Annotated in this window: 22 protein-coding genes and 5 tRNA genes; 21 read left to right on the forward strand and 6 right to left on the reverse strand. The window is 61.8% G+C overall.

Going from position 1 to position 26,640, the window contains the following annotated elements; genetic code table 11:
* On the forward strand, window positions 1-392 hold a 392-nt coding region (locus P3T25_RS02030), incomplete at its 5' end, for an IS66 family transposase (RefSeq protein WP_429357351.1).
* 34 nt (window positions 393-426) lie between these two features.
* Here the strand turns inward: P3T25_RS02030 and P3T25_RS02035 are convergent.
* Entirely contained in the window at window positions 427-747 is a 321-nt protein-coding gene (locus P3T25_RS02035) for a hypothetical protein (RefSeq protein WP_429357352.1), read from the reverse strand.
* Between the two features lie 208 nt (window positions 748-955).
* On the opposite strand from P3T25_RS02035, the gene P3T25_RS02040 reads away from it, so the two are divergent.
* The 6 genes from P3T25_RS02040 to P3T25_RS02065 all read left to right on the forward strand — a co-directional run bounded on the left by P3T25_RS02040 (window position 956) and on the right by P3T25_RS02065 (window position 7,458).
* On the forward strand, window positions 956-1,699 hold the full coding sequence (locus tag P3T25_RS02040; RefSeq protein ID WP_171925493.1) for an SDR family oxidoreductase: 744 nt from the start codon (window positions 956-958) through the stop codon (window positions 1,697-1,699).
* A 30-nt stretch (window positions 1,700-1,729) separates the two neighbouring features.
* Entirely contained in the window at window positions 1,730-2,344 is a 615-nt protein-coding gene (locus P3T25_RS02045) for a hypothetical protein (protein WP_429357353.1), read from the forward strand.
* Between the two features lie 16 nt (window positions 2,345-2,360).
* Window positions 2,361-3,260, forward strand: coding sequence for an SDR family oxidoreductase (locus tag P3T25_RS02050; protein ID WP_429357354.1), 900 nt, complete (start codon window positions 2,361-2,363; stop codon window positions 3,258-3,260).
* 196 nt (window positions 3,261-3,456) lie between these two features.
* A complete protein-coding gene (locus P3T25_RS02055; protein WP_429357355.1) occupies window positions 3,457-3,912 on the forward strand; it encodes a (2Fe-2S)-binding protein in 456 nt (151 codons plus the stop codon).
* A 1-nt stretch (window position 3,913) separates the two neighbouring features.
* On the forward strand, window positions 3,914-6,148 hold the full coding sequence (locus P3T25_RS02060; protein WP_429357356.1) for a molybdopterin cofactor-binding domain-containing protein: 2,235 nt from the start codon (window positions 3,914-3,916) through the stop codon (window positions 6,146-6,148).
* Window positions 6,149-6,153: 5 nt separating this feature from the next.
* Window positions 6,154-7,458 (forward strand): c-type cytochrome, encoded by a 1,305-nt coding sequence (locus P3T25_RS02065; RefSeq protein WP_154567376.1) that lies wholly within the window; start codon window positions 6,154-6,156, stop codon window positions 7,456-7,458.
* Between the two features lie 5 nt (window positions 7,459-7,463).
* On the opposite strand, the gene P3T25_RS02070 is transcribed toward P3T25_RS02065, so the two are convergent.
* The 3 genes from P3T25_RS02070 to P3T25_RS02080 all read right to left on the reverse strand — a co-directional run bounded on the left by P3T25_RS02070 (window position 7,464) and on the right by P3T25_RS02080 (window position 12,444).
* A complete protein-coding gene (locus tag P3T25_RS02070; protein WP_429357357.1) occupies window positions 7,464-8,651 on the reverse strand; it encodes a porin in 1,188 nt (395 codons plus the stop codon).
* A gap of 63 nt (window positions 8,652-8,714) precedes the next feature.
* Window positions 8,715-11,138 (reverse strand): TIM-barrel domain-containing protein, encoded by a 2,424-nt coding sequence (locus P3T25_RS02075; RefSeq protein ID WP_429357358.1) that lies wholly within the window; start codon window positions 11,136-11,138, stop codon window positions 8,715-8,717.
* 19 nt (window positions 11,139-11,157) lie between these two features.
* Entirely contained in the window at window positions 11,158-12,444 is a 1,287-nt protein-coding gene (locus P3T25_RS02080; RefSeq protein ID WP_171925498.1) for an MFS transporter, read from the reverse strand.
* Between the two features lie 845 nt (window positions 12,445-13,289).
* Here P3T25_RS02080 and P3T25_RS02085 point away from each other — a divergent pair.
* From P3T25_RS02085 to P3T25_RS02110, 6 genes are all read left to right on the forward strand, one after another.
* Window positions 13,290-13,637, forward strand: a complete 348-nt coding sequence (locus P3T25_RS02085; RefSeq protein ID WP_171925499.1) for a hypothetical protein — start codon at window positions 13,290-13,292, stop codon at window positions 13,635-13,637.
* Between the two features lie 288 nt (window positions 13,638-13,925).
* On the forward strand, window positions 13,926-15,890 hold the full coding sequence (locus P3T25_RS02090; protein WP_154566953.1) for an extracellular solute-binding protein: 1,965 nt from the start codon (window positions 13,926-13,928) through the stop codon (window positions 15,888-15,890).
* A 42-nt stretch (window positions 15,891-15,932) separates the two neighbouring features.
* Window positions 15,933-16,970 carry a microcin C ABC transporter permease YejB gene (locus P3T25_RS02095; RefSeq protein WP_154566954.1) on the forward strand — a complete coding sequence of 346 codons (1,038 nt, stop codon included), beginning with the start codon at window positions 15,933-15,935 and terminating at the stop codon, window positions 16,968-16,970.
* The gene (locus P3T25_RS02100) at window positions 16,970-18,076 is read left to right on the forward strand and encodes an ABC transporter permease (RefSeq protein ID WP_093633378.1); all 1,107 of its coding nucleotides are present in this window, start codon (window positions 16,970-16,972) and stop codon (window positions 18,074-18,076) included. Before P3T25_RS02095 ends, P3T25_RS02100 begins: the two co-directional genes overlap by 1 nt.
* A gap of 5 nt (window positions 18,077-18,081) precedes the next feature.
* On the forward strand, window positions 18,082-19,707 hold the full coding sequence (locus tag P3T25_RS02105; RefSeq protein ID WP_171925515.1) for an ABC transporter ATP-binding protein: 1,626 nt from the start codon (window positions 18,082-18,084) through the stop codon (window positions 19,705-19,707).
* Between the two features lie 137 nt (window positions 19,708-19,844).
* Entirely contained in the window at window positions 19,845-20,510 is a 666-nt protein-coding gene (locus P3T25_RS02110) for a C40 family peptidase (RefSeq protein WP_429357359.1), read from the forward strand.
* A gap of 196 nt (window positions 20,511-20,706) precedes the next feature.
* Here the strand turns inward: P3T25_RS02110 and P3T25_RS02115 are convergent, their stop codons facing one another.
* On the reverse strand, window positions 20,707-21,657 hold the full coding sequence (locus P3T25_RS02115; RefSeq protein WP_429357360.1) for a patatin-like phospholipase family protein: 951 nt from the start codon (window positions 21,655-21,657) through the stop codon (window positions 20,707-20,709).
* 415 nt (window positions 21,658-22,072) lie between these two features.
* Between P3T25_RS02115 and gltX the strand changes: the two genes are divergently transcribed.
* The 7 genes from gltX (at window position 22,073) to P3T25_RS02150 (ending at window position 24,983) form a co-directional block, all read left to right on the forward strand.
* A complete protein-coding gene (gene gltX / locus P3T25_RS02120) occupies window positions 22,073-23,482 on the forward strand; it encodes a glutamate--tRNA ligase (RefSeq protein WP_429357361.1) in 1,410 nt (469 codons plus the stop codon).
* 122 nt (window positions 23,483-23,604) lie between these two features.
* Window positions 23,605-23,680, forward strand: a tRNA-Ala gene (locus P3T25_RS02125).
* A gap of 154 nt (window positions 23,681-23,834) precedes the next feature.
* A tRNA-Glu gene (locus tag P3T25_RS02130) sits at window positions 23,835-23,910 on the forward strand.
* Window positions 23,911-23,992: 82 nt separating this feature from the next.
* Window positions 23,993-24,069, forward strand: a tRNA-Asp gene (locus P3T25_RS02135).
* Window positions 24,070-24,130: 61 nt separating this feature from the next.
* A tRNA-Glu gene (locus P3T25_RS02140) sits at window positions 24,131-24,206 on the forward strand.
* 82 nt (window positions 24,207-24,288) lie between these two features.
* Window positions 24,289-24,365: transfer RNA gene (locus P3T25_RS02145), tRNA-Asp, on the forward strand.
* Window positions 24,366-24,518: 153 nt separating this feature from the next.
* Window positions 24,519-24,983 (forward strand): GNAT family N-acetyltransferase, encoded by a 465-nt coding sequence (locus P3T25_RS02150; RefSeq protein ID WP_429357362.1) that lies wholly within the window; start codon window positions 24,519-24,521, stop codon window positions 24,981-24,983.
* A 39-nt stretch (window positions 24,984-25,022) separates the two neighbouring features.
* On the opposite strand, the gene P3T25_RS02155 is transcribed toward P3T25_RS02150, so the two are convergent.
* Window positions 25,023-25,892 carry an AraC family transcriptional regulator gene (locus P3T25_RS02155; protein WP_429357363.1) on the reverse strand — a complete coding sequence of 290 codons (870 nt, stop codon included), beginning with the start codon at window positions 25,890-25,892 and terminating at the stop codon, window positions 25,023-25,025.
* Window positions 25,893-26,113: 221 nt separating this feature from the next.
* Here P3T25_RS02155 and rraA point away from each other — a divergent pair, with 221 nt between their 5' ends.
* On the forward strand, window positions 26,114-26,608 hold the full coding sequence (gene rraA / locus P3T25_RS02160; RefSeq protein WP_154565824.1) for a ribonuclease E activity regulator RraA: 495 nt from the start codon (window positions 26,114-26,116) through the stop codon (window positions 26,606-26,608).
* Window positions 26,609-26,640: the final 32 nt, after the last annotated feature.

Here is a 26,640-nt window from a genome sequence, read left to right on the forward strand (position 1 = left end):
CGTTCAAAATCTGGCTCGATGAGCAGGCGGCACAGGTGCTGCCCGAAAGCCTGACCGGCAAGGCCATCAGCTACACGCGCAATCAATGGGAGTACCTGCGGCGCTACGTCGAGGATGGCCATGCTCCCATCGACAACAACGTGCTCGAACGGGACATCCGGCCATTTACGACCGGAAGAAAGGCGTGGTTGTTCAGTGACACCGTCGCCGGGGCGAAGGCGAGCGCCATCATCTATAGCCTGATGCTCACGTGCCGCGCGTGCAACGTCGAACCGTATACCTATCTGCTTCGCGTGCTGACCGAACTACCGCAGCGTGCAGCGGATGCCGATATCAGCGATCTGTTGCCGTTCAACGTTGCCAAGCCGCGCGACGTATTAGTTCCTGCATGATCTAGCCCTACGCGCCGGCTCATTGTGGTGTGCGTTAATTCGCGCTTACCCTCAACCCATCCTGCTCAAAGTCAGAGTGACCCTCAAGCTGGAGGGTGATCTTGTAGTGGCTGGCGTGAATACTGCTGCTTCGCGGCGCGTTTTCTACCTGATGTCCTTGCGCGGCAAGTCGGCATAACTGGATCTGTCCAATACGTGCGTAACCGATCCTGCCGGTAAAGGGTTCGCCGCTGGCGGTACGGCGACGCTGTTTATCGAAGCATTCGCTGAAGCGCTCACTAATTGTGCGAGCCCATTCGGCTGCCTGCCCTTCGGGTGGGATCGTCGCCGTGGAGACGGTAACGAAGTGCGTCATTCTATATTTCTCTAATTGTGCTAATCGGACAATCGCATACTGTCAATTATTATCAAAATACGGGTTTTTTGTATAGGTGTTTACCGGTACGATTCCTTGGTCAATAGTTAAAGCAAATGAAACAGTGATGGCAAAACATAGCTAATTATCTTTGTCGCGATGTCGGTCAATATCCTGCTCAGGTTTCAACCTGAATAGGAGATTTTCGATGAGTGCAGCAAATCAATCCGGCGTCGCGATCGTGACCGGCGCTTCCCGTGGCATCGGCGCAACCATCGCGCGTCGTCTCGTCCGTGACGGTTTCGCGGTCGCGGTCAACTATGCGTCGAGCTCCGCAGAGGCGGACAAGCTCGTCGCCGAGCTGGCACAGGCCGGTGGCAAGGCGGTGGCGGTTCAGGGCGACGTCTCGAAGGTCGAAGACGTGCGCCGTCTGTTCGAAACGGTCGAGCAGCAACTCGGCAAGATCGACGTGGTGGTGAACAACGCCGGCATCCTGAAGACGGTGCCGCTCGCGCAGACCACCGACGAGGTGTTCGCGCAGACGTTTGCGATCAACGTTGGCGGCGTGTTCAACATGCTGCGCGAGGCAGCGACGCGCCTGAACGATGGTGGGCGGATCATCAATCTGTCGAGCACGACGCTCGCGCTGAACCTGCCGGGCTACTCGATTTACAACGGCACGAAGGCGGCGGTGGAAGCGTTCTCGCGCGTGTTCGCGAAGGAACTGCGCGGCCGTCGCATTACGGTGAACTGCGTGGCGCCGGGTCCGGTGGCAACGGACCTGTTCCTGAACGGCAAGACCGACGAGCAGATCGCACAGTTCTCGAAGATGCCGCCGCTCGAACGTCTGGGCCACCCGGAAGACATCGCGAACGCGGTGGCGTTCCTTGCCGGCCCGGATGGTGCATGGGTGAACGGCCAGGTGCTGCGTGCCAACGGCGGCATTGCCTGACGTACCGGCGAGCCGATAGTGGAACCTGACATGGTGACCTTTCAGGCTCCGGGAGGCGCGGCGCGTTGGCGCCTGCGTCTCTCGACCTCCATCCTGACGCTGATCGCAGTATTGGGATTGGCATCATGCGGCGGAAAGCGGGAGCCGGACGCTGCACAGAAGATGACGATGAGACCCTCTGTTACGTATTTGCACCTTCTGCGGCATACGCCGTTTTTCACTGCACTGTCCACGGCGCAGCTCCGCTGGGTGATCGACCACTCACGCGAGTGGGAAGCGGATGCCGGTGCCGTAATCGCAACGTGCGATCACGGTGTCGAGCCGGATGCGCCGTACTGGATCCTGCTCGACGGTGGTTGGCAGGTCGAGCATGCCGGACGCACCGTAAGAAGTGGCCATGCGGACCCGGGCAAGTGGTTCAGTGCTGCTGAGGCGCACGGCGAATCGTGTGTGCTTGTGACGAACGAGCACAGCTATGTGATGCGCATTGAGCGTGCCGACATGTTGGCAATGCTGGATCAGCAGTTCGGATTCCGCACACATCTGGATAGCGGGATCGACCTCTACCGGTCGATTTTCGGCGATCGCACCGGAACAGGCCGGGTCCAGGTGGTCCAGCCTTCGCAACCCGTAGTCGGACATTGAATCCAGGAGATAACTCATGACGTACACCATTCTCGTGACTGGCGCATCATCCGGTTTCGGTTTAATGACGGCCCGTGCGCTGGCCGAAGCAGGCCATACCGTCTACGCGTCGATGCGCGAAACGCAGGGCCGCAACGCGCCTCGCGTCGCGGAAATCGCACAGTGGTCGAAGGAAAAATCGCTCGATCTGCGTACGGCCGAACTGGATGTGCAGTCCGAGGCGTCGGTTGCCGACGCCATTGCGCACATCCTGAAGGACTCCGGTCGTCTCGATGTGATCGTGCACAACGCCGGTCACATGGTGTTCGGCCCGGCCGAGGCGTTTACGCCCGAGCAAATGATCCAGCAGTACGACGTCAACGTGCTCGGCGCGCAGCGGGTGAACCGTGCGGCGCTGCCGCATCTGCGCAAGCAGGGCAAGGGGCTGCTGGTGTGGGTCGGCTCGTCGTCCACGCGCGGCGGCACGCCGCCGTTCCTCGCACCGTATTTCGCGGCGAAGGCGGCGATGGATGCGCTTGCGGTGTCGTACTCAACGGAGCTGGCGCGCTGGGGCATCGAGACGACGATCATGGTGCCGGGCGCGTTCACCAAGGGCACGAACCACTTCGCGCACTCGGGCAAGCCGGCCGATGCGCATGTCGCGGCCGAATACGAAAACGGCCCGTATGCGGGCGTGACGGATCAGGCGCTGAAGGGGCTGGCAAGCCTGGAGCCGGCGGATGCGGATCCGGCGGAGGTCGCCGCGGAGATCGTTCGCGTAGTGGGTTTGCCGTTCGGCAAGCGGCCGTTCCGCGTGCACGTGGATCCGTCGCAGGACGGCGCGGAGATCGTCAATGGCGTGGCGGACCGGATGCGCCGCGAGATGTACTACGCGATCGGTCTGCAGGACCTGCTTTCGCCGAAGCTCAACGGTTGATCGTTTGAGGATGGCCCGTCGGTAGAACCGGCGGGTCGTCTGGCTCAGGACTGCGAATGGTGTTTCAGTCCTGATGAACGCCCGGCTTTACACGCCGCGGCCGGCTGGTTTGCAGCCCCTGTTTTGGCTCGTTTGCCCGTACCGCTGCTCCCCGCAGCGAATTCCCCACACCTGATTTTCCAACAAGAATCGACAGATGATCACGCTCAATATCAATGGACAGGATCACATGGTCGACGCTCCCCCGGACATGCCACTGCTGTGGGTGCTACGGGATACCGTCGGCTTGACTGGAACGAAGTTTGGCTGCGGGATCGCGCAGTGCGGCGCGTGCACGGTGCATCTCGACGGTGAGCCGGCGCGCGCGTGTGTGACGCCGGTTGCCCAGGTGGGCACCCGCCGCGTCACGACGATTGAGGCGATCGGCGCAACGTCGGCGGGCCGGAAGGTCCAGCAGGCATGGGTGGATCTTGACGTCGTGCAGTGCGGCTACTGCCAGTCGGGCCAGGTGATGGCCGCGGCGGCGCTGATCGCGGCGAACCCGAATCCGACCGATGACGACATCGACGCTGCGATGGCAGGTAACGTCTGTCGCTGTGGCACCTACGTGCGGGTTCGCGCAGCAATCCATCGCGCGGCGCGGGAGGTATGAGATGACGCGTCAATCATTGGACGAGCGCCTGCAACCGGCGCTACGGGACAGGGATCCGCTGGCACGCCGCCAGTTCCTGAAGCTGGGCCTTGCCGTGAGTGCGGTTGCCGGGGGCGGGCTGCTGCTCGGCTTCAGCGTGAGCGGCCATGGCGAGGAGCGGCGAGCGGGCAAGGCCGTGCAACGGGTGCCGCACGACAGCGGATTCACGCCGAACGCCTTCGTGCGTATCGACCAGGCAGGCCAGGTCCGGCTCGTGATGATGAAGGTGGAGATGGGGCAGGGCATCTACACCGCGTTTCCGATGCTGATCGCGGAAGAGCTGGAGGTGCCGCTGTCACAGGTCACGCTCGAACATGCACCAGCCAATCCCGATCTCTATACCGATCCGCTGATGCACGAACAGACCACTGGTCTGTCGATGTCGGTGCGCTCAAGTTCGGAGCGCATGCGCCGGGCTGGCGCGGTCGCGCGCACGCTGCTGGTCAACGCGGCGGCGCGGCAATGGAGCGTGGACCCGGCGTCGTGTCGTGCAGAAGCGGGTATGGTCATCCACCCTGCAAGCGGTCGCCGGCTCGCCTATGGTGCGCTCGTCGACGCGGCAGCGAAGGAGCCGGTGACCGACGCACTGGTGTCGGGTGTCACGCTGAAAAAACCTCAGGATTTCAGACTCATCGGGACGAGGGCGCATCGGCTGGATTCTGTTGAGAAGACCAACGGTACGGCGAAGTTCGGCATTGACGTCCAGGTGCCGGGGATGCTGTATGCCGCAGTCGTGAACTGTCCAGTTGTTGGCGGCAAGGTCGCTCATGTCGATGACGCGGCCACCCGTCGCATGTCCGGTGTGCGCGAGGTGGTGCAACTCGACAATGCGGTAGCGGTAATTGGCGATCATACGTGGGCGGCGATGCGCGGTGCGGCCGCGCTTGAGATTGAATGGAACGAGGGCGCAAATGCAGACCTGTCGTCGCAAATGCTGTTCGATGACCTTGAGCGCGCGTCGCATCGCGACGGCGCGGTTGCGCGCCATCAGGGTGACGTCGAACAGGCGTTTCGTGGCGCGGCAAAGAAGCTGGATGCCGTCTACCGGCAACCGTTCCTTGCGCATGCGCCGATGGAGCCGATGAACTGCACGGTTCACGTGCGCGCTGACGCATGCGATATCTGGGTCGGCACCCAGAGCCCGACGCGGGCGATGGGTGCGGCGATGGCCGTCACCGGCCTGCCGGCGGAGAAGATCACACTGCACAACCATCTGCTCGGAGGTGGCTTCGGGCGCCGGCTTGAACCGGATACGATCGCGCAGGCACTGCTCATCGGCCGGCACGTCGACGCACCGGTCAAGATGACGTGGACACGCGAACAGGACATCCAGCACGACCTGTACCGGCCGTGCTACTACGACCGGATCTCGGCCGGCCTGGACGGTCATGGGAAACCCGTGGCATGGACGCATCGTGTGGTCGGCTCGTCGGTCGTTGCGCGCTTCGCTCCGCCGCTCTTCAGGAACAACCTGGATTTCGACGCGATTGAAGTCGCGTCGGACCTTCCGTACGACCTGCCGAATCAGAAGGTGGACTACGTGCGGCAGGAGCCGCGCGGTGTACAGACCGGTTTCTGGCGTGGTGTCGGCCCGATGCGCAGCACGTTCGTGACCGAAAGTTTCATCGACGAACTGGCGGGGCTGGCGAAGGTGGACCCTGTCGCCTATCGGCTCGCGCTGCTCGGCAAGTCTCCACGCACGAAGAACGTGCTGGAGGTGGCGCAACGGGTGTCGGGCTGGGGTCGGCCGCTGGGCACTCACGCTGGGCGGGGCGTGTCGGTGATGAGCGCATTCGGCAGCTTTTTCTGCGCGGTGGCGGAGGTCACCGTGATCGACGGCAAGGTCGGCGTCAATCGTGTGGTCTGCGTGGTCGACTGCGGACAGGTGATCAACCCCGACACAATCGAGGCGCAGATGCAGGGCGGTCTGATCTTCGGGATCACCGCGGCGCTGCATGGTGAGATCACCCTCAAGGACGGGCGGGTCGAGCAGGGGAACTTCAACGACTACCGGATGCTGCGGATACACGAGGCACCGAAGATCGAGGTGCACATCGTGAAAAGTACCGAAGCGTCGGGCGGTATCGGCGAGCCGGGTACCGCGGTGGTGGCACCGGCGGTGACCAATGCGATTTTCGCGGCGACCGGCAAGCGTCTGCGTACGCTGCCGGTCGGCAACCAGCTCAACGCGGCATGAGGGGCATGATCGTGAAGCGTTCGATTCCTGCTACGGGTGTGTCCCGTCTTGCCTCCATCGCGGTAGGGGCCGCGCTGCTGGCGCTATCCGTTTCGGCCAGTGCGGCTCCAGCCGCCGACGCCGATCTGATCGCGCGCGGTGCGTATCTCGCGAAGGCCGGCGACTGCATTGCCTGCCACACCGCGGCACGCGGCAAGCCGTTCTCGGGCGGCCTGCCGATGAACACGCCGATGGGGCGGATCTATTCGACCAACATCACACCGGACGCCGAGACCGGCATCGCCCGTTATTCGGAAGCGGATTTTGCCGCTGCGATGCGCAAGGGTGTCGCAAAGGACGGTCACAATCTCTATCCGGCGATGCCGTACCCGTCGTACGCGAGGACGAGCGACGCCGACATCCATGCGCTGTACGCGTATTTCATGCGCGGCGTGCAGCCGGTGAGTCAACCGAACCGCAAGCCGGATATTCCGTGGCCGCTGAATGCGCGCTGGCCGCTGAAGTTCTGGAATCTGCTGTTCGTCGACGATGCGCCCTATCAGGAAGTCCCCGGCAAGGATGCGCAGTGGAATCGTGGGGCTTATCTCGTCCAGACGCTCGGCCACTGCGGTGCATGCCATACCGCGCGTGGGATCGCGTTCCAGGAGAAGGCGCTCAATGAGCGCGGTACGGCATTCCTTGGCGGTGCTGCGCTCGACGGGTGGTTCGCGTCGAACCTGACGGGCGACAGCAACACCGGGCTTGGCCGCTGGAGCGAGGAAGACGTGGCCTTGTTCCTGAGGACCGGTGCCAACCGGCATGCGACTGCATTTGGTCCAATGACCGATGTGATCAATCACAGCACGCAGTATCTGAGCGATGCGGATCGGGCCGCGATGGCGCACTATCTGAAGTCGCTTGGGCCAACGCGCAGCTCTGGTGATGGCGCACCTTACGACGGCAGTACGACGGGAGCAATGGCGCATGCGATGGCCGGAGGCCAGCTTGGGGCGGCGACGTACGCGACCTACTGCCTGCACTGTCACGGAGTGACGGGACGAGGCTATGCTCCGCTGCTGGCGCCACTGGCTGGCAATCCGAACGCACTGGAGAAGGATCCGTCTTCGCTGATCAACGTCGTCCTGAACGGAACCGGTGCGTTGAAGATTCAGGGGGTGCCGGCGCCGTATCCGATGCCTGCCTATCGTGGGACACTCAGTGACCAGGAAGTCGCTGACGTCGTTACGTACATCCGGCATAGCTGGGGGAACGGGCAGACTGAGCCGGTTTCCGCCTACCGTGTGCGTGGTTTGCGTGAGGCAACACGCTGACCGCATCAAAACGCGTGCCGCAACCCCACCATGCCGACGAATTGTGACGGCCCTGACGACGGCGTCGTATTCTGCGAGTCGCCGACCACAGCCACTGCGTCAGTAATACTCGTGCCCGTGCTGCCCGACGCGACCAGCGTCTTGCCTCTCGCATGCTGATAGGCCTCCAGTGCGTATAGCGTCGTGCGGGCGGAGAGGTTGTACGTCTGCTCGAGCGAGACCTGCTGATAGCGCGCTGCATCGCTGATGCCATTCGCTTTGCTCGCTTGCGTGTAGCTGTAGCCGGCGCCGACCGTCACGGCCGGCGTGATCCGGTATGTGGAAATCACGCCGTACGTATTGAACACGCCTTCGCCGGTGAACAGCGAACCGGAGCCAGGCGCGTACTGTACGTTCGAATAGTTCACGCCGACCATCAGGCCCTGGTGGGTGTAGCGAGCCGCTGCGGCGAACAACTGCGCGCTGCGTGCCGTCGCATAGCCGCTGTTGACCGGTGAGTTGACCGCGTAGGTGCCGAGCGCCTGGCTCGTCGCGATGTCTTTCAGTTTCACGTAGCCCACCGCGATCGCAATCGGCTGGTAGTCGTAGCGGGCCGCCGCGCTGAATTGGCTGCCGTTGGCCACGCTGCCCGGCACACCGCCCAGGCCGTACTGCGCGCTGAATTGCAAACCGGCGAGGTTCGGCGAAAGATAGGTAACCGAATTGTTGAGGCGTAACGTGGTGTCGAGCGCGTCGAGGTCGCCCGGATGCGCACCTGTCGCGCCCGTCAATACGCCTGTCGGCCCTAGTGCGCCGACCATCTGGAAGTAGGGCGTGTACTGGCGGCCGAGTGTCACCGTTCCGTATCGGTCGTTGTTGAGCCCGACGTACGCTTGCCGATTGAAAATGAAGCCTGCGCTACTCTGTGCGCCGGTCAGCGAGTTAAAGCCGCTTTCAAGCCTGAAAATCACCTTCGTGCCGCCGCCAATGTCTTCAGCACCGAGCAGGCCGAACTTGCTCGCCTGCAGGTTGCCCTGGCTCATGTAGAAGTTGGAATGTCCCTTCTGGTTGCTGACATAGGCGAACGCGTTGTCGACGACGCCGTACAGCGTCACGCTGCTTTGCGCCGACGCGCCGCTTGACAGCACGATGCCCGCAAACGGCAGGCACGAGAGGACGAGTGCGCGTGTACGCGCGCGCTTCAATGAGTTCATGGCTAACGGGTCTCCGGATTGGATAGGTGGTCGTTGGTCTTCAGGTCGGTGATGCATGCTGGGTTAGGGGGCGATGGCAATCGACAGGCATCGCCAGCCGTCGGCGGTGTGGTCGGCCACCAGCGCGCCGTCGAGGCAGACGACCGCGCGCACCTCGCTGGCCGGCACGAACAGTCGAATTTCCTGCTGCGGCTGCTGGACCCAGCCTTCCCGCACGATCGAAATGCGCAGCGTGCTCGCATCGCTTGTAATCGTGACCTGCCAGTGGCCTTGCGCGCCTGTGCGCCAGGCTTCGCTTTCGCCGTCGTCTTCGACGCAGCCGCCGCGAGCGATGCCTGTGCCGACGTGTGGCACGGCAATGAACGCACGTTCGTCGGCGGGACGGCCGAAGTGTTGTTCAGCGATGTTCAGCGGAATTACGCTGCCCTCGCGAAGCAAGGTCACGGGCTGCTCGAATGGGGCAGGCAGCGTCACCGTCTGGCCGCCTTCGAACACCTCGCCGCTCCAGTACGACGCCCAACGTGCACCGGTCGGCAGATAGACGTCGCGCGTCGACTGGCCCGCTTCGACCACCGGTGCAACCAGCATCGACGAGCCCAGCATCATGTCGTCGCCATCCGCGAGGCAACGCGGATCGTGCGGAAACTCCGCGAACATCGGACGCAATACCGGTTCGTACGCGCTGTGCGATTGCCATAGCAACTCGTACAGGTAGGGAATCAGCCGGTAGCGCAGTTTGATCAGCGCCGCGACCTGCTGCGTGACTTCGGGATACATCCACGGCTCATTGACCGTGCCGTCGTCGTTCCAGGAATGAATGCTGAAGCGCGGCAGGAAGATGCCGAAGGCGACCCAGCGGACGAACAACTCCGGACCGGGCGCCGGACCCGAGAATCCGCCGATATCGTGGCCGCTGTTCGACACGCCGGACATCGCGAGTCCGAGGCCCATCTTCAGATTGAAACGCAGCGTTTCCCACGAGGTGTAGTTGTCGCCGGACCAGGTTTGCACATAGCGTTGCATACCGACGCCGCCTGAGCGGGACACGAGAAATGGCCGGCGGTCCGGCGCGTATTCGCGCTGTGCGTCGTGCGACGCGCGCATCATCAGCTGCGTTTGCAGCACCTTCGCCTCGCGCGCGGGATACGGTTGGCCGAAGCCCTGGGCAATCGCGTCTGGCGACCAGATTTCGAATTCGTTGTTGTCGTTCCAGGTTGCGGCGATACCGTGTTTCAACAGGCTGTCTTTCACGCGCGCTTTCCACCAGTCGATGGTGGCGGGATTCGTGAAGTCCAGATATGCGCCGACTTCGTCCCAGAACTGCACCCACGCCGGATCGCCGTCGCGCGACACGATCAGCAGGCCGGCGCGCGCCACTTCTTCGAAGGCCGGATGATCCTGCAACAGGCACGGCTTGATGTTCGCGCATAGACGCACGCCATGCTCGAGATAGCTCCTCACGAAGCCGTCGATGTCCGGAAACTTCTCGTGGTTCCAGTTGAACACGTAGCGCTTCGGACCGATCGAGGTATAGCCCGACGATAGGTGGAACGAATCGCACAGCACGTCGTGCTCGCTGCATCGATCGATGAATTCGCCCATGCGCTGCTGCGCGTCGGGCGCGTCGGTGTAGCTCATCGTCGAGCCGGAGTAGCCGAGTCCCCATTTCGGCATCCAGGCCGGACGCCCGGTCAGCCACGTAAAGCGGCGCACTGCATGCAAGGGCGTGCCCGCCGATGCGATGAAGTAATAGTCGAGATCGCCATGCTCGGCGACAAAGTGCCGGTAGTGCCCGTGATAGTTGTCGAGCTCGCGGCCCATATCGAATCGGCAGTCGGCGAGCGTGTCGTAGAACAGGCCGAAACCTGTGGCGCTTTCCGGCTGCCAGGTCACGTAGAAGGGGATGTGCTTGTAGAGCGGATCGGTCGTGCGTGCGCTATAACCCATCGCGTCGATATTGCGCATTTCGTAGGACTGGTCCGCGCGATTCAGCGAACCGGCGCGCTCGCCCAGGCCCACATACATTTCGTCCTTGCGACGCTCGATGTAGTGGTACACGCGCTCGTCCCACCAGCCGAAGTTATACGCCTGCGTCTTCCGATCGCTCATCACGCGATGCCAGGCCGAGTCGTGCACGATGTCCCACGCGCAGAATCCGCCATCCAGCGTGACCGTCAAACGGATGCGCGCTGTTTCGACCACGACGTGCCCAGCGTCGCTTGAAAGCGTGAACGGTGGTGGCGTAAAGCCGCTCATGTCACGGCGATCGCGGCCTTCGAGCGGAACGTCGTCAGCGCCCGGCGCGAGAGACCAGGTACGCGGACCGCGCGTTTCGCCGTCCGGCAGCACGAGTACGCGGATGATGTCGTCGGCGAGAACGAACAGTTCGATCCGGCAGTTTTCCTGCGCGGCAAGAACGACGTGGTTGCCGGCATGGGAAGACAGTGAAAAAAGCGGCGGGTGCTTCAGATTCGTCAGTGAACGCATGATGGGTCTTCGAGTGAGGTCACGCAGCAGGGCTGGCGTTGTTGTCGACTTGATGCGGACGTGCGTCGCGTTTGACGCCGCGCATCAGAATGATCAGCAGCGTGGCGCCGATGAGATCGAACGCGCCGAGGGCGCCGAAGAGCGGCGTGTAGCCGATCGTATCGGCCAGCGCGCCGACAAGCAGCGAAAAGCCCAGGCCGCCGATCCACGCGGACATCCCGGCAAATCCGGCGACCGTGCCGACTTCGCTGGGGTCGAATACGTCGGCCGCGAGAGTATTGACGAGCGCCGAGATCATCTGATGCGCGAAGCCACCCACGCAGAAGAGCGCGATCGCCTGATACGGCGAGGCAACGAGGCCGATACAGGCCGGTCCGAGCATCATGAAAGCGCCGAGCACGACACCTGCGATGCGCGAGCCGATCAGCGGGATGCGCAAGTGCTTCATCAGGAATGGCGACAGGTAGCCGCCGAAGAGGCCGCCGAGGTCGGCGGCAAGAAACGGCAGCCACGCAAACAGCGCGATCTGCTTCAGATCCATGTGACGTTGCGTTGCGAGGTAAAGCGGAATCCAGAAGCTGAACGTTTGCCACGCCGGCTCCGCGAAGAAGCGCGCTTGTGCGATCGCCCAGAAGCGGCGCGTGCGGAGGACTTCGCGGATGCTGCGCCGTTGCGGCGCGCCCGGAGTTTGTCCGCTGACGATCGTCTCGCGCTCGGCCGCGCTGATGCGCGCATGATCGGCCGGCGAGCGATACAGCACATACCAGGCGGCAGCCCACACGAAACCGAGCGCACCGGTCACCGCAAACGCGCTTTGCCAGCCATATCTCAGCGACAGGAAGACGACGAGCGGCGGGGCGAGCAGCGAACCGAGCGACGTGCCTGCATTGAAGTAGCCCACGGCCACGGACTTCTCGCGATTGGGAAACCATTCGGCGACCACCTTCATGCCTGCCGGGATGGCGACGGCCTCAGTCAACCCCATGAGTCCGCGCAAGGCTGCGAGCGAAAGCCAGCCAGTCGCGAAACCGTGCAGCACGCCCGTCAGCGACCAGAGGCAGGCGAACAGCGCAAAGCCGAGCCTCAGGCCGATCAGGTCGATGATCAGGCCGCATACCGGCTGCATGATCGTGTAGCCGACCTGGAACGCACCGACTACGTACGAGTACTGCTTGGTGCTCATGTGCAGCAACTGCGTCAACTGAGGCGCCATCACACCGAGGGCGTTGCGCGACAGATAGTTGACGATCGTCCCGACGCATACGAGCGCGATGATCCACCAGCGCAAACCAATGATTGTTTTCAAAATCTGTCTCCGTACCCAATGTGTCCGCTGACTGGCCGCTGGACGGCAGGCATGCGCGAATTCGAACATTTATCTTCGTTTAGTGTCAGTCATCGTATCACTGGTAGCGAGGCCGGATACTAGGGAAAACCATGGTTTAAGTGGTTGAGTTTCTTGAAATATCTATTGAATCGGGTCTTTTGCGCCATGCTTTGAAGATGATGAGGTCGGACGACCGGTGACTTCTGGATATTATTCAAATGTTCTTTCGAACATCCTATGTTCGTTTTGGCGGTCTATGCGAATGAGCGCGGCCGGGCTGCGGCTATCGCGGCGGAGAGGTGGCGAGGTTGCTGAGATGAGAGGCGACGCTTGGCAGCGCCGCGTTGTCTTCTTGCGATCCGATATGAATCACCTACTGGGGCAGCGCGAACGCACGGGAAGGCAGTGGCGATTGAGGCGAATGAAGCGGACGGTTTTTGCAGTCAGGTTAGGCCCGCTACGTGTCGCAAGAATGCTTCGACATCCTACTGATTTGAGTGCGCCGCCATTGCCGCAACCACAAGGCGGATCGTGAAGCCGGCGACCGGATTACCAGGTGCGTGCGAAAGCGGCGGCCAGAGTCGCCCTGCCGCGGCGAGGGCGGTGAAAGATGGGCAACTTGCCGACAGATGGGCGACTAACAACAACGCGGCTCAATTACACCGCCACTACTTTTTCACCCAGCCTTCGTCCAATGTAACGAGACGTAACGAGGCGGCCACCGATGCGATCTTGTGCATCAGTTATTACAAAGTTGAAATACGCGGATGGCTGCCGTGCGCTATATTTCGGCCAACAACACACATTCTTCAAAAGGGTGATCAATGAAGTCCGCACGTCTTGTTCCACTTCTGATCGGGGTTCTCGGGTTGGCTGCGTCGGGTGCTGCAATGGCCGGCGGGCTCAACATTGGTGTCAACATCGGCATTCCCGCGCCGGTCTACGTGGCGCCGGCTCCGGTCTACGCACCGCCGCCGCCCCCGCCGCCGCCCGTCGTCTATCAACCGGCTCCCGTGTACTACGGCGGCCCGGCGATCGTGATCGGCTGGCACGGCGACCGCTACTGGGACGGCCGCCGCTACTGGGCGCGTGACGACTGGTATCGCCGTCATCCCCCTGGCCGCTACGATTACGGCCGTGACCACTACGACAATCGTCGTGGCTGGCACTAAGTCATCAAAAAGCCACAGTTGACGCAGTTGCCGCGTTGAAAAAACCGCCCCAAAAAGGGCGGTTTTGTTATTGCGCTCGCGAAACCTGCGGGCTGGGCTGAAAACGCCGAGTCAACAGAGCAAGCCGGTCAGCAGGATGCGTTTGCCAGCGAGGACGCCCATGAATTCTCCCGATGAGGTTTGCGCACCACGCGCGTGAATGTCTTGCAGATGAGATGTGCGGACTGCGCGGGTTTATTGGGTAGAATTCCCTCACGCCGCAATTGCCCACTGACCAACAAGGCCCCTATGACAACTGGCTCGCGATGGGTTCAAACGCCTCGTGCACTTTGGTGCAGCGTGATTCATAGGCTATCGCGTGTCGGTCTACCGGTTGTGCCGCGCTCCTCGCGCTCGGCGTGCGCTGTTGCGCTGTGCGGCGTGTCACTTCTCGCCGGTTTGCTCGCGGCGCCCGAGGCCCAGGCGGTCTATGCGATCGCGCAATACGGCGAGCCGAAATATCCCGCGGATTTCAAGCACTTCGACTACGTCAACCCGGATGCGCCGAAGGGTGGCACGCTGGTGCTGGCCAATCCGAGCCGGCTCACCAGCTTCGATAAATTCAATCCGTTCACACTGCGCGGTAACACCGCACCGGGCGTCGACCTGATGTTCGAGAGTCTGACCATCGGCAGCAGCGACGAAGTGGCGTCCGCCTATGGCCTGCTCGCGGACGACATCAAGATCGCGCCCGACGGCCTGTCGACCACTTTTCACATCAACCCGCGCGCGCGCTTTTCGAACGGCGATCCGGTTACTGCGGACGACGTCAAGTTTTCGCTCGACACGCTGAAAAGCCCGCAGGCCGCGCCGCAATTCGCGTCGTTTTTTGGCGAGATCACACGCGCAGTCGTTGTTGATCCGCATACGATCCGCTTCGAGTTTCATCAACGCAATCGCGAGTTGCCGCTGCTCGCGGGCGGCATGCCGGTGTTTTCGCGCAAGTGGGGGATGAAGCCGGACGGCAGCCGCATCGCGTTCGACCAGTTGGCGTTCGAGAAGCCGATCGCCAGCGGGCCTTATCTGATCGATCAGTATGAGAACGGTCGCACGATTGCCTATCGACGCGATCCGAATTATTGGGGTGCGACGTTGCCGGTGCGGGTCGGCATGAACAATTTCGATCGGATCGTCTACAAGCTGTATTCGGATAGCACAGCGCGGCTCGAGGCATTCAAGGCGGGCGAGTACGACGCACTGGTCGAATATATCGCGCGCAATTGGGTGCGGCGCGACGTCGGCAAGAAGTTCGATAGCGGTGAGTTGATCAAACGCGAATTCCCGCAACATAACGGCATTGGCATGCAAGGCTTCGTGCTCAATACACGGCGGCCATTGTTTCAGGACGTCCGCGTGCGCAAGGCGCTCGATCTCGCACTCGACTTTCAGTGGCTGAACCGGCAACTGTTCTTCAATCAGTACACGCGCATCGACAGTTTCTTCGCCAATACAGAATTGCAGGCGAAGGGTATGCCAACGCCTGGCGAGTTGGCGCTGCTCGACCCGTGGCGCGCCAAACTTGATCCGGCTTTGTTCGGTCTGCCGCCGAAGCAGCCCGACACCGATCCGCCAGGCTCGCTGCGCGCCAATCTGCTGCAAGCGCGCGCGTTGTTGCAGCAGGCGGGGTGGACCTATCGCGACAATGCACTGCGTAATGCCAAAGGTGAGCCATTCGAGTTCGAGATACTCGACGACTCCGGCTCGTCCGCGCAGTTTGAGCCGATCGTCGCGACCCTCGTCCGTAATCTGCAGAAGCTCGGCATCACCGCGAGGTTTCGAGCGTCCGACTTCGCGGTCTATCAGAAGCGACTCGACGCATTCGACTTCGATGCGACCACGATTCGTATGGGAGACGTGCAGGTGCCCGGTTCGGAGCAGATCGACCGTTTTGGTAGCAAGGCTGCGGACACCAACGGTTCGGACAATGTGATCGGGATAAAGTCGCCGGCCGTCGACGCGATCCTGAGCGCGCTCGTGCATGCGCAGACGCGCGCGCAGCTGATCGACGCTACGCACGCGCTCGACCGCGTGCTGATGCATGGCTACTATGTGATTCCGCAGTGGTACAGCGCTTCGCACCGGGTGGCGTTCAAGCGCGGTCTCGCCTGGCCGAAGACGCTGCCTCTGTACTATGGCGCGGAAGGCTGGATCACGTCGATGTGGTGGTATGCCCAGCCGCAACCGCCGCAACCGCCGCAAGCACCGTCGCACTGAACGCGTCCATTCATTCACCGCCTTCGCACCGGAAACGACGCCATGTGGAGCTACATCCTCAAACGCCTGCTGTTGATGATCCCGACCTTGCTCGGCGTGTTGACGCTGACCTTCGTCGTGATCCAGTTTGTTCCGGGCGGCCCGGTCGAGCAGATGCAGCACGAGCTGCGCAAAGGCGCGGAGAATGGCGCGCCGTTCGGCCTGCGCGCGCATACCGGTGTCGACGCGCAGCAGATCGCGCAACTGAAAGTGCTGTATGGCTTCGACAAACCGCCGCTCGAACGCTATGGCCTGATGCTCAAACGCTTCTCGACGTTCGACCTTGGTCAGAGCTATTTCCGCCACCAGAGCGTGTGGTCGCTGATCGTTTCGAAGTTGCCGGTGTCGATCAGCATCGGCTTATGGACGTTCTTTCTGACGTATCTGATATCGGTGCCCTTGGGCATCGCCAAAGCGGTGCGCAACGGTTCGCGCTTCGATATCGCGACGAGCCTCGTCGTGCTGGTCGGCTATGCGATTCCGGGCTTTGTATTGGGCGTGCTGTTGCTGGTGCTGTTTGGCGGCGGCAGTTTCCTGCAGTTGTTCCCGCTGCGCAATCTCACCTCGGACAACTGGGCGCAATTGAGTTTTGGCGGCAAGATCGTCGACTATCTGTGGCACATCACGTTGCCGATCACGGCCTCGGTGGTGGGCAGTTTCGCGGTCGTCACGATGCTGACGAAAAACGCCTTCCTCGACGAGATTCGCAAGCAATACGTGCTGACCGCGCGCGCCAAAGGTTTGTCGGAAAAGCGCGTGCTGTGGAAGCATGTGTTTCGTAACGCGTTGCTGCCGTTGATCGTCGGTTTCCCGGCGGCATTCATCGGTGCGTTTTTCACCGGCAGTCTGCTGATCGAGACACTGTTTTCGCTCGACGGACTCGGCCTGCTGTCGTACGAATCGGTGGTGCGGCGCGACTATCCGGTCGTGCTCGGCACGCTTTATCTGTTCACGCTGATCGGTCTTGCGACCAAGCTGATTTCCGATCTCTGCTATGTGTGGGTCGATCCCCGCATCCAATTCGAACAACTGGAGCGCTGATGAATCGAGCCCGTCTTTCAGCCGATGCGGCGGCGCGCACCGAACCGGCTCGCGCGTTCGTGTCACCCACGCCCGCGCGTCGCGTTTGGCAGCGTTTTCGCCAGCAGCGTCTTGGCTACTGGAGTCTGATTATCTTCGTCGTGGCTTTTGCAGCGAGCCTCGCCGGGCCGTTGTGGTCGAACGACAAGCCGCTTGTGGTGCGTTATGAAGGGCAGTTGTATTTTCCGATGTTCAAGACCTATGCGGAGACCACTTTCGGCGGCGACTTCCCGACGCCCGCCGACTATCTCGATCCGTATATCAAGCATCGTTTCGACACGCCGGGCAACTTCGCCGTGTATCCGCCGAACCGGTACTACTACGACACGCTGAATTACTTCTCGAAGGCACCGAACCCGGCGCCGCCGTCGCGCGATAACTGGTTCGGCACCGACGACCGTGGTCGCGATCTCTTCGCGCGTCTTCTGTACGGTTTTCGCGTGTCGGTGGAATTCGCGCTGGTGCTGACCTTGATCGGCACCGTGCTTGGGATTGCCGCGGGCGCCGTGCAGGGTTACTTCGGAGGACGTATCGACATCATCGGGCAGCGCCTGATCGAAATCTGGAGCGCCATGCCGGAGCTTTACCTGTTGATCATTTTCTCGTCGATCTTCGAGCCGGGGTTCATTCTGCTGATTGTGCTGCTGTCGCTGTTCGGCTGGATTGGCTTGTCCGATTACGTACGCGCGGAGTTTCTGCGCAACCGCCACCAGGATTATGTGCGTGCGGCACGAGCGATGGGCCTCTCGAACTGGCAGATCATGTGGCGGCACGTCTTGCCCAACAGTCTGACGCCGGTGATCACGTTTCTGCCGTTCCGCATGAGTGGCGCGATTCTCGCGCTCACCAGCCTCGACTTTCTCGGCCTCGGCGTGCCGTCGCCGACCCCAAGTCTCGGCGAACTGCTCGCGCAAGGCAAAGCGAATCTCGACGCATGGTGGATCTCGTTGTCCACATTCGGCGTGCTGGTTGCGATGCTGTTGCTGCTGACGTTCATGGGCGATGCCCTGCGCAACGCGCTGGACACCCGCATTTCCGATGCCATGCGTGCAGGAGGCAACCAGTGAGCGCCATGGTGGAGAACGACGCAAAACCGGCTATAACGCAGCCGCTGCTGGAACTCGATCGTCTGCACGTGACCTTCGGTGACACGGTCGCGGTGAACGACGTGACGCTCGCGATTCAACGCGGCGAGCGGGTCGCGCTGGTCGGCGAATCGGGTTCGGGCAAGAGCGTGACCGCGCTCTCGATCCTGCGTCTGTTGAGCGACGCGCAGGTGAGCGGGGCGATTCGTTTCGATGGCCAGGACCTGCTTGCGAAAAGCGAGCGTGAGATGCGCGGCATGCGCGGCTCGGACATCGCGATGATCTTCCAGGAGCCGATGACGGCCCTTAATCCGCTCTATACGGTCGGTGACCAGATTGCGGAGACGATCGTCGTACACGACGGCGTCACGGCGAACGAGGCGCGTAAGCGCGCAGTGGCGTTGCTAGGGCGCACGGGCATTGCCGAGCCCGGCAAGCGTGTGAACAGCTATCCGCATCAGCTCTCGGGCGGTCAGCGGCAGCGCGCGATGATCGCGATGGCGCTCGCGTGCCGTCCACGCCTGTTGCTGGCTGATGAGCCGACGACGGCACTCGACGTGACGATCCGCGCGCAGATCGTCGAGCTGCTGTTGGAGCTGCAACGCGACGAAGCCGAGAAGCGCGGTATGGCCGTGCTGCTGATCACGCACGACCTGAATCTGGTGCGCCATTTCGCGCAACGCATCGCGGTGATGGAGCAGGGCGTACTCGTGGAAAGCGGGTCGGTCGAGCAGGTGTTCGAGTCGCCGCAGCATCCGTACACGCAACGTCTGCTGGCGAGCCGCCCGCAGCGCACGGTGGTCCCTGTGCTGCCGATTTCGCCCGTGCTGCTCGAAGCGCGCGATGTCTCGGTCGATTTCAAAACGAAGCTGCCGGGCTTGAGCGGCTGGTTTCGCTCGGGGCACTTCCGCGCGGTTGCCGATGCGAACGTGTCGGTGCGCCAGGGCGAGACACTGGGGATCGTCGGCGAATCGGGTTCGGGCAAATCGACGTTGGCAATGGCCCTGCTCGGTCTGCAACGCACGGTGCACGGCGAGATCGAGTTTCAGGGCAGGGCGCTCGGCAGCTATCGCGGCGCCGAACAAACCGCCTTACGCTCGAATATGCAAGTTGTCTTTCAGGACCCGTTCAGTTCGCTGTCGCCGCGGCAAACCATTGAGCGGATCGTCGGCGAAGGGCTCGCGCTGCATCGGCCGCAAATGAGCCAGGAGGCGCGGCGCGACAAGGTGGTGTCGGTCCTGCGCGAAGTCGGTCTCGACCGTACAGTGCTGTACCGCTATCCGCACGAGTTCTCCGGCGGCCAGCGTCAACGAATTGCGATCGCGCGCGCTCTGGTGCTGGAACCACGCATCCTGATCCTCGACGAACCGACCAGCGCACTCGACGTGTCGATCCAGCAGCAGGTGCTGAAACTGCTCGCCGGGTTGCAACAGAAGTACAACCTCGGCTTCGTTTTCATCAGTCATGATCTGGCCGTGATCGGGGCGATGGCGCATCGTGTCGCGGTCATGCAAAATGGATCGATCGTCGAAAGCGGCGACGTTGAGCAGATTTTTGCGACACCGGCGCACCCTTACACCCGAAAGCTGCTGAAAGCGGCGCTTGACCACTGATTTTGCACTCTTTCACCAATTGGGTGCGTGTCTCGATTGTATTTTTCTATTTGTTTTGACACGTGAATACTTACTGGCTAGTATCGACCAAACTTTTTTCCGTAGCCCACTGATTTTTAGGCAAAAAATACCGACCAATGCAGCACAGAAACCTAACCCAGGCTTGCACGCGCGTCGTCGCCGGGATGTTCATTGGCGTCTTGATGGCAGCAGCTCCCGGCGCGTTCGCCGACGAAGTAAGCAGTTTTAATCAGAATGCCTCATATTCGACCCCCAGCGGGTCGAATTCTTTGTCCCCCCTCAATTCGCAATCGGCCGCTCCTGCCAGCGACGGCAGCGCCAAATCGTTCCTGTCCGGCATGGCCGGCAAAGCGGGCGACGTGGTGGTCGGCGCGCTGAACATGATCGGCGTTCGCTACCGTTGGGGTGGTAATACGCCCGATTCGGGGCTCGATTGCAGCGGCTTCGTTCGCTACGTGTTCCAGGACACGCTCGGTATGGCGCTGCCGCGTCGCGCTGAGGAAATGAGCCGCGTCGGCGAAAAGGTTCGCGTCAGCGACCTGAAGCCGGGCGATCTGGTGTTCTTCAATACGATGCGCCGCACGTTCTCGCACGTCGGCATCTACATCGGTGACAACAAGTTTGTGCATTCGCCTTCCACGGGCAGCACGATCCGCGTCGACGATATGGATAGCGGGTATTGGGAAAAGCGCTTTACTGGTGCACGCCGGATCGAGACGTCCTATCAGGAAGGCGAAGATCTGCGTAAGCGCGTGAATGCGTCGATCGGCGGCAACCAGTAACTGATTCAGCCCGCACCGGCGGTTTTGGTGCGACAAAAAAGCCTGCTTCGTTCGAAGCAGGCTTTTTGCGTTTGGGCGCTGACCGATATGGCACGGAATCTTCCGCGTGGCACGCCGGGTTGGGTAGGCGCTGCGTGCGTGACGACAACTGCAGCTCCCGCGCCCCGGCCGGTATAACCGGCTCGATCCTGCCGGGTTACACCGCGGCGCGGCTCGCGGCCATCTTGCGTTGCAACTCGGGCATCATCTTCGCCACGGCTTCCTCGCCGGCCAGGATCGCTGCGTTGCGCTGCGAGAAATCGCTGCCGCTCATCGCGGCCAGATTCGGCCTGATCACGACGTCGGCGTACTTGTCGAGCTCATAAGCCTTGATCGTCTGGCCCATGATCGTGAAAGTCTGCATCAGCACGTCGAACGAGCTGGCTGTGAGGCCGCTTTCCGGGCGCTGCGAGATGTCCACGGCGATCACAAAATCCGCGCCCATCTTGCGCGCGAATGAGGCGGGCACCGGACTCACCAGGCCGCCGTCCACATACTCGTGCCCACCGATCTTCACCGGCTCGAAAATCGACGGCACGCTGCATGACGCGCGCACCGCAATGCCGGTGTTGCCGCGCTGGAACAGGATCGGCTGGCCGGTCTTCAGATCGGTGGCGACCACGCCGAGCGGCTTGACCATCTTCTCGATCGGACGGTTGTTGAGCGTCGTATTCAGGTAGTTCTGCAGCGCGACGCCTTGCAGGAAACCGCGCGTGCGAAACGGCATCGCCCAGTCGCTGATCGACGCTTCGTCCATGGTCAGCGCGAGCATGTTCAGTGCAAAGCCGTTCATCCCCGAGGCGTATAGCGCACCCACCACCGAGCCCGCGCTGGTGCCGGCCACGAGATCGACCTGGATATTGCGCGCCTCGAGTGCCTTGATCACGCCGATGTGCGCGAAGCCGCGCGCGGCGCCGCCGCCTAGTGCAAGGCCGACGCGGATCGGCCGCTGCGGTTTGTCGAGTGGTGGCGGGTTGGCGGTGGGCGTGGTGGCGACCGGCGTGCTATCGGTCTTGCTGCCGCCAGTCGTAGTGCAGGCAGCGAGCACCGCGGAGGCGCATGCCAACGAGAAGTTGCGACGGGCTAGGCGAGGGGATGACGGTTTCAACGGGTTCTCCAGCAACGGCAGAGTCGGCGCGATCGGCGCAACCGGTGCCGCGATCAGGCGGATAGTCAAACGGACGGAATTGCCGCTGGCGATTCCATGCGCTGTGGTTCTATCCCCACCCGCAGCGCGCGCACATCATAAATCAAAGCTCCGGGCACGCGTCGGTCCGGTAATGAAACGTTGCAGAGGAAACGCTCAGGCCTGCCGAGGCGCGCTTCCCGCGCGTCTTGTGCGCTGCCAATGGCCATTCGGACGAGGGCAGGCATCGCGTGTTCGGAAGGTATAATTCGGCTCTCGCATTTATTTCCTTCGTGTCTGTGCAAGGCAGCTTTCTGCTGCATGGACGCGGTCCGCTGCCGCGCTTCACTGGCAATGTTCGCCACGGCGCCGGCGCCTGTCTTCCGAGTAACCGCTAATGACCACCTCCGTCCGTACCCGTTTCGCACCGAGTCCCACCGGCTTCATCCACCTCGGCAACATTCGCTCCGCGCTTTATCCGTGGGCGTTCGCGCGCAAGATGAAAGGGACCTTCGTGCTGCGGATCGAGGACACCGACGTCGAGCGTTCCAGTACCGAAGCGGTCGACGCCATTCTCGAAGGTATGGAATGGCTCGGCCTCGATATCGACGAAGGCCCGTTCTACCAGATGCAGCGCATGGACCGTTATCGCGAAGTGCTCAAGCAGATGCAGGACGCGGGGCTCGTGTACCCGTGCTACATGTCGACGGAAGAACTGGACGCCCTGCGCGAACGCCAGCGCGAGGCCGGCGAAAAGCCGCGCTATGACGGCACGTGGCGCCCGGAACCCGGCAAGGTCCTGCCGGAGCCGCCGGCCGGCGTGCAGCCCGTGCTGCGCTTTCGCAACCCGCTCTCTGGTGTAGTCGCATGGGACGACGCAGTTAAAGGCCGCATCGAGATCTCGAATGAAGAACTCGACGACCTCGTGATCGCGCGCCCGGACGGTACGCCGACTTACAACTTCTGTGTGGTGGTGGACGATCTGGACATGCGCATCACGCACGTGATTCGCGGCGACGATCACGTGAACAACACGCCGCGTCAGATCAACATTCTGCGTGCGCTCGGCGCCGAGCCGCCGGTTTACGCGCACTTGCCGACCGTGCTGAACGAGCAGGGCGAGAAGATGAGCAAGCGTCACGGCGCAATGAGCGTGATGGGTTATCGCGACGCGGGCTTTCTGCCGGAAGCGGTGGTCAATTATCTGGCGCGTCTGGGCTGGTCGCATGGCGACGCGGAGATCTTTACGCGTGAGCAGTTCGTCGAATGGTTCGATCTGGAGCATCTGGGCAAGTCGCCGGCTCAGTACGACCACGACAAGCTGAACTGGCTCAACGCGCACTACATCAAGGAAGCGGACAACGCGCGCCTTGCAGAGCTCGCAAAGCCTTTCTTCGCCGGGTTGGATATCGACGAAGCCGCCATTGCGCAAGGCGCCGATCTGACGTCGGTGGTGGGCTTGCTGAAGGACCGTGCGTCGACGGTGAAGGAAATCGCCGAGAACGCGGCGATGTTCTATCGCACGCCGGCGCCTGAAGCCGAGGCGCTCGAGCAGCACGTCACGGATGTCGTGCGTCCGGCGCTTGCCGATCTGGCCGCTTCGCTCAAAACGGTGGAGTGGACCAAGGAAGCGATCGCTGCGGCGTTGAAGGCAACGCTTGGCACACACAAGCTGAAGATGCCGCAACTGGCCATGCCGGTTCGTCTGCTGGTGGCAGGTACCACGCATACGCCGTCGATCGACAGCGTGCTTATGCTGTTTGGCCGCGATGTTGTCGTGAGCCGTATCGAAAAAGCGTTGGCTTAAGCGCGTTCGCATTTGCATTGAGAGGGTTTGCATGCGACTTGCGAAAAAAGTCGCATGCAATTGCGCAAAGGGTATTTACAAAGCGCAAATTGGCCTCTAAAATCTCGTTTCTGTTCTGCAAGGGGGGTATAGCTCAGCTGGGAGAGCGCTTGCATGGCATGCAAGAGGTCAGCGGTTCGATCCCGCTTACCTCCACCATCAGAGCAGAGTGAAGTGGTTCCGAAGTCTGGAGCTTGTAGCAAAAAAGACTTCACAAACCGCTGTAACGTAGTTAGAATATCGGTCTTTGCTGCTGACGAAACGAAATTAACGTCAATTAGCAGCAAGATAAAGACAGATCTGAAAAGATTATGTCCCCTTCGTCTAGAGGCCTAGGACATCACCCTTTCACGGTGAGTACAGGGGTTCGAATCCCCTAGGGGACGCCAAACATCAGCGTCGCTTGGTAGTAGTAAAGCAGCGCAGCTTGCAGAGAAAAAACCAACGCTCGCAAGTCATGATAGGCAAACTGGAGTGGTAGTTCAGTTGGTTAGAATACCGGCCTGTCACGCCGGGGGTCGCGGGTTCGAGTCCCGTCCACTCCGCCAGACAAAGCCCGTTCATACAAACCTGAACGGGCTTTTTCATTAAAGGTGTAAGCAGTACGTTGTCCCCTTCGTCTAGAGGCCTAGGACATCACCCTTTCACGGTGAGTACAGGGGTTCGAATCCCCTAGGGGACGCCAGGACATCGGCGTCGCTCGGTCAGTAGTATGAGCGGTGTAAGTGGTGAGTGAGCCAAGCTCATAAGCCACGGTGCAAAAATCTGGAGCGGTAGTTCAGTTGGTTAGAATACCGGCCTGTCACGCCGGGGGTCGCGGGTTCGAGTCCCGTCCGCTCCGCCAGATTTTAAGAAGCCCACTTCGAAAGAAGTGGGCTTTTTTTATTTCCGCAGCCGGTCCGCCTGGGTATCGTCCGGGTATGCTCGGGACAAACAGCCATTGCCAGCGCGCGCGGCCTGTTTTACCGTTGACCCGACTCATCTTCGTCGTTCCACCATGTTCGATCCAACCGAAGCTCCGTCACCGTTTCATCTGCGCCCGGCCAGCATGGACGATTTCGAGTTCGCCGAGGCGCTGACTCGCAATAACATGGGTGGCTACTATCACCGGCACCATCTGGTGTGGCGTGGCGATCTGTTTCTCGGCAGTTGGCGCGAGTCGGAGAATTTCATTCTCGAAGTGGACGGCACGCCGATCGGTGTGCTGCGCATCACCCAGGAAGGCGATTCGCTGCATATCCGCGACGTGCAGATTGCCGAAGGGCATCGGCGTCTCGGCGCCGGCACGTATCTGCTCGATATGTCGCATCAATGGGCGCGCGAGCGCGGGCTGCGCGAGTTGCAGTTGCGCGTGTTTGTCGACAATCCTGCCGCGCGGCTGTACCAACGCAAGGGGTACAAGCTGGCCGGGCCGCGTCTGGCGCAACTCGGGGCGATCCGTCATCTGGCGCGGCGCGTTTGACGCACTGCGGCGAGTGGCTGGCGGTTACGCTTTACGCCGTCACTTTTGCGCGGTCTCTTCGTCCGCCTCATTGCCGCCCCGATCCCCGCTCTCTACACGATGTTCAGCGCCACGCTCGATGAACGCTCGCGGACTTTCGCCGAAGGCTCGCCGGAACATCGCCGAGAACGCACTCTGACTCTGATAGCCAAGCTCCTGCGCCACATGTGAAAGTGGCCGTCCCTGGCTTAACAGCGGAATCGCGCGCGCGAGAATGGCCTGCTGACGCCATTGCGAAAAGCTCACGCCCAACTCCTGACGAAACAGCCGCGCAATCGTGCGCGTACTCGCCCCCACGCTTAACGCCCATTGTTCGAGCGACTCGCCGTGCGTCGGGTCCGCGTTCACAGCCTCGCACAACGCGCGCAAACGCTTCTCGTTGGGCATCGGCACGGACAGCGGCAGTGGCTCCGAACGCGTCAGTTCGTCTAACGCGAGCGCGCCTAGCAACTGTTCGCGCGTCGCCGAAATGCCAGGCGTATCGAGCGCTGCGATGACTTCGCGCAGCAGATCCGATACTTCGACCACGCGCGGCGTATCCAGTCCGGCCGGGACGGTGCTTTCGGTGATGTAGAGCGTGCGCAGAAAGGCTTCTTCGACTGCGACCACTTCGTGCGTCACGTGCGGCGGCACCCAGATCGCCCGGGATGGCGGCACCATCCACGTCGTGCCGGTCGTCGCGACCCGCAGCACGCCGCGTGATGCGTAGGCCACCTGCGCCCATGCATGCGTGTGTCGCGCGATGCGCCAGCCCGACGGCATCAGCCGCGAGCGCACGCGGATCGGGTGCGTTTGCGTGGGCTGGAATTCGGGTGGGATGTCGGCGAAGTGGACCTGGCTCGACAGGGCTGAGTCAGTGGACGAATTCATCTTGAAGATCGATCCAATGGATGGAACGCAAAAACTGCAGTGGGTGTAAACGCACAACGCGCAAGCAGGGAGCGCTCACGCACAGAGCCATCAAGCGCGGACCCCGAGAGCGCAGACCCGAAGGCACAGACCCAAAACCACCGCGAGCCTCTCATTGTAGGTGTTACGTCGGAGTCAACGTTGCATAATGTCCCGAGTACACGGATCCCGAGGAGAAGGTCATGAGTTTTGCAACCGCGGACTTGTGCGACGCACACGAGGACCAACTGGCCTTGGGCACACTGCGTGTGCTCGAACCGGTCTTTCATCTCTTCAGCCGTGCCGAGTGTTTCAGCGGCGAGGCGGTAACGCTAAAGGTGTTCGAAGACAACGCGCTCGTCCGCGCCACGCTCGAGGAGAAGGGCGCCGGCCGGGTGCTGGTCGTCGACGGCGGTGGCAGTCTTCGTTGCGCACTGGTGGGCGGCAACCTCGCGCAAATCGCCGAGCAGAATGGCTGGGCGGGCATCGTGTTGAACGGCTGCGTGCGCGACGCGCTGGAGCTCAATGAAGTCAATGTCGGCGTGGCGGCGCTGACGACCTGCCCACGGCGCGGCAAGAAGCTCGGCACCGGCGAGCGCGACGTGCCGGTGCAATTGCCGGGCGCACTGGTACGTCCTGGCGAGTGGATCTATGCGGATATCGACGGCGTGCTGGTGGCGAGCACGTCGTTGAACTGAACCCCGGCAACAGCCGAGGCAAGCCGAACCCA

Source organism: Paraburkholderia sp. GAS32 (assembly GCF_050434225.1).
In the GTDB taxonomy this organism is placed as follows: domain Bacteria; phylum Pseudomonadota; class Gammaproteobacteria; order Burkholderiales; family Burkholderiaceae; genus Paraburkholderia; species Paraburkholderia madseniana.

Coding starts and splice junctions, on each gene's coding strand:
- P3T25_RS02035 (WP_429357352.1), bottom strand. CDS start 747: ATGACGCACTTCGTTACCGTCTCCACGGCGACGATCCCACCCGAAGGG.
- P3T25_RS02040 (WP_171925493.1), top strand. CDS start 956: ATGAGTGCAGCAAATCAATCCGGCGTCGCGATCGTGACCGGCGCTTCC.
- P3T25_RS02045 (WP_429357353.1), top strand. CDS start 1,730: ATGGTGACCTTTCAGGCTCCGGGAGGCGCGGCGCGTTGGCGCCTGCGT.
- P3T25_RS02050 (WP_429357354.1), top strand. CDS start 2,361: ATGACGTACACCATTCTCGTGACTGGCGCATCATCCGGTTTCGGTTTA.
- P3T25_RS02055 (WP_429357355.1), top strand. CDS start 3,457: ATGATCACGCTCAATATCAATGGACAGGATCACATGGTCGACGCTCCC.
- P3T25_RS02060 (WP_429357356.1), top strand. CDS start 3,914: ATGACGCGTCAATCATTGGACGAGCGCCTGCAACCGGCGCTACGGGAC.
- P3T25_RS02065 (WP_154567376.1), top strand. CDS start 6,154: ATGATCGTGAAGCGTTCGATTCCTGCTACGGGTGTGTCCCGTCTTGCC.
- P3T25_RS02070 (WP_429357357.1), bottom strand. CDS start 8,651: ATGAACTCATTGAAGCGCGCGCGTACACGCGCACTCGTCCTCTCGTGC.
- P3T25_RS02075 (WP_429357358.1), bottom strand. CDS start 11,138: ATGCGTTCACTGACGAATCTGAAGCACCCGCCGCTTTTTTCACTGTCT.
- P3T25_RS02085 (WP_171925499.1), top strand. CDS start 13,290: ATGAAGTCCGCACGTCTTGTTCCACTTCTGATCGGGGTTCTCGGGTTG.
- P3T25_RS02090 (WP_154566953.1), top strand. CDS start 13,926: ATGACAACTGGCTCGCGATGGGTTCAAACGCCTCGTGCACTTTGGTGC.
- P3T25_RS02095 (WP_154566954.1), top strand. CDS start 15,933: ATGTGGAGCTACATCCTCAAACGCCTGCTGTTGATGATCCCGACCTTG.
- P3T25_RS02100 (WP_093633378.1), top strand. CDS start 16,970: ATGAATCGAGCCCGTCTTTCAGCCGATGCGGCGGCGCGCACCGAACCG.
- P3T25_RS02105 (WP_171925515.1), top strand. CDS start 18,082: ATGGTGGAGAACGACGCAAAACCGGCTATAACGCAGCCGCTGCTGGAA.
- P3T25_RS02110 (WP_429357359.1), top strand. CDS start 19,845: ATGCAGCACAGAAACCTAACCCAGGCTTGCACGCGCGTCGTCGCCGGG.
- gltX (WP_429357361.1), top strand. CDS start 22,073: ATGACCACCTCCGTCCGTACCCGTTTCGCACCGAGTCCCACCGGCTTC.
- P3T25_RS02150 (WP_429357362.1), top strand. CDS start 24,519: ATGTTCGATCCAACCGAAGCTCCGTCACCGTTTCATCTGCGCCCGGCC.
- P3T25_RS02155 (WP_429357363.1), bottom strand. CDS start 25,892: ATGAATTCGTCCACTGACTCAGCCCTGTCGAGCCAGGTCCACTTCGCC.
- rraA (WP_154565824.1), top strand. CDS start 26,114: ATGAGTTTTGCAACCGCGGACTTGTGCGACGCACACGAGGACCAACTG.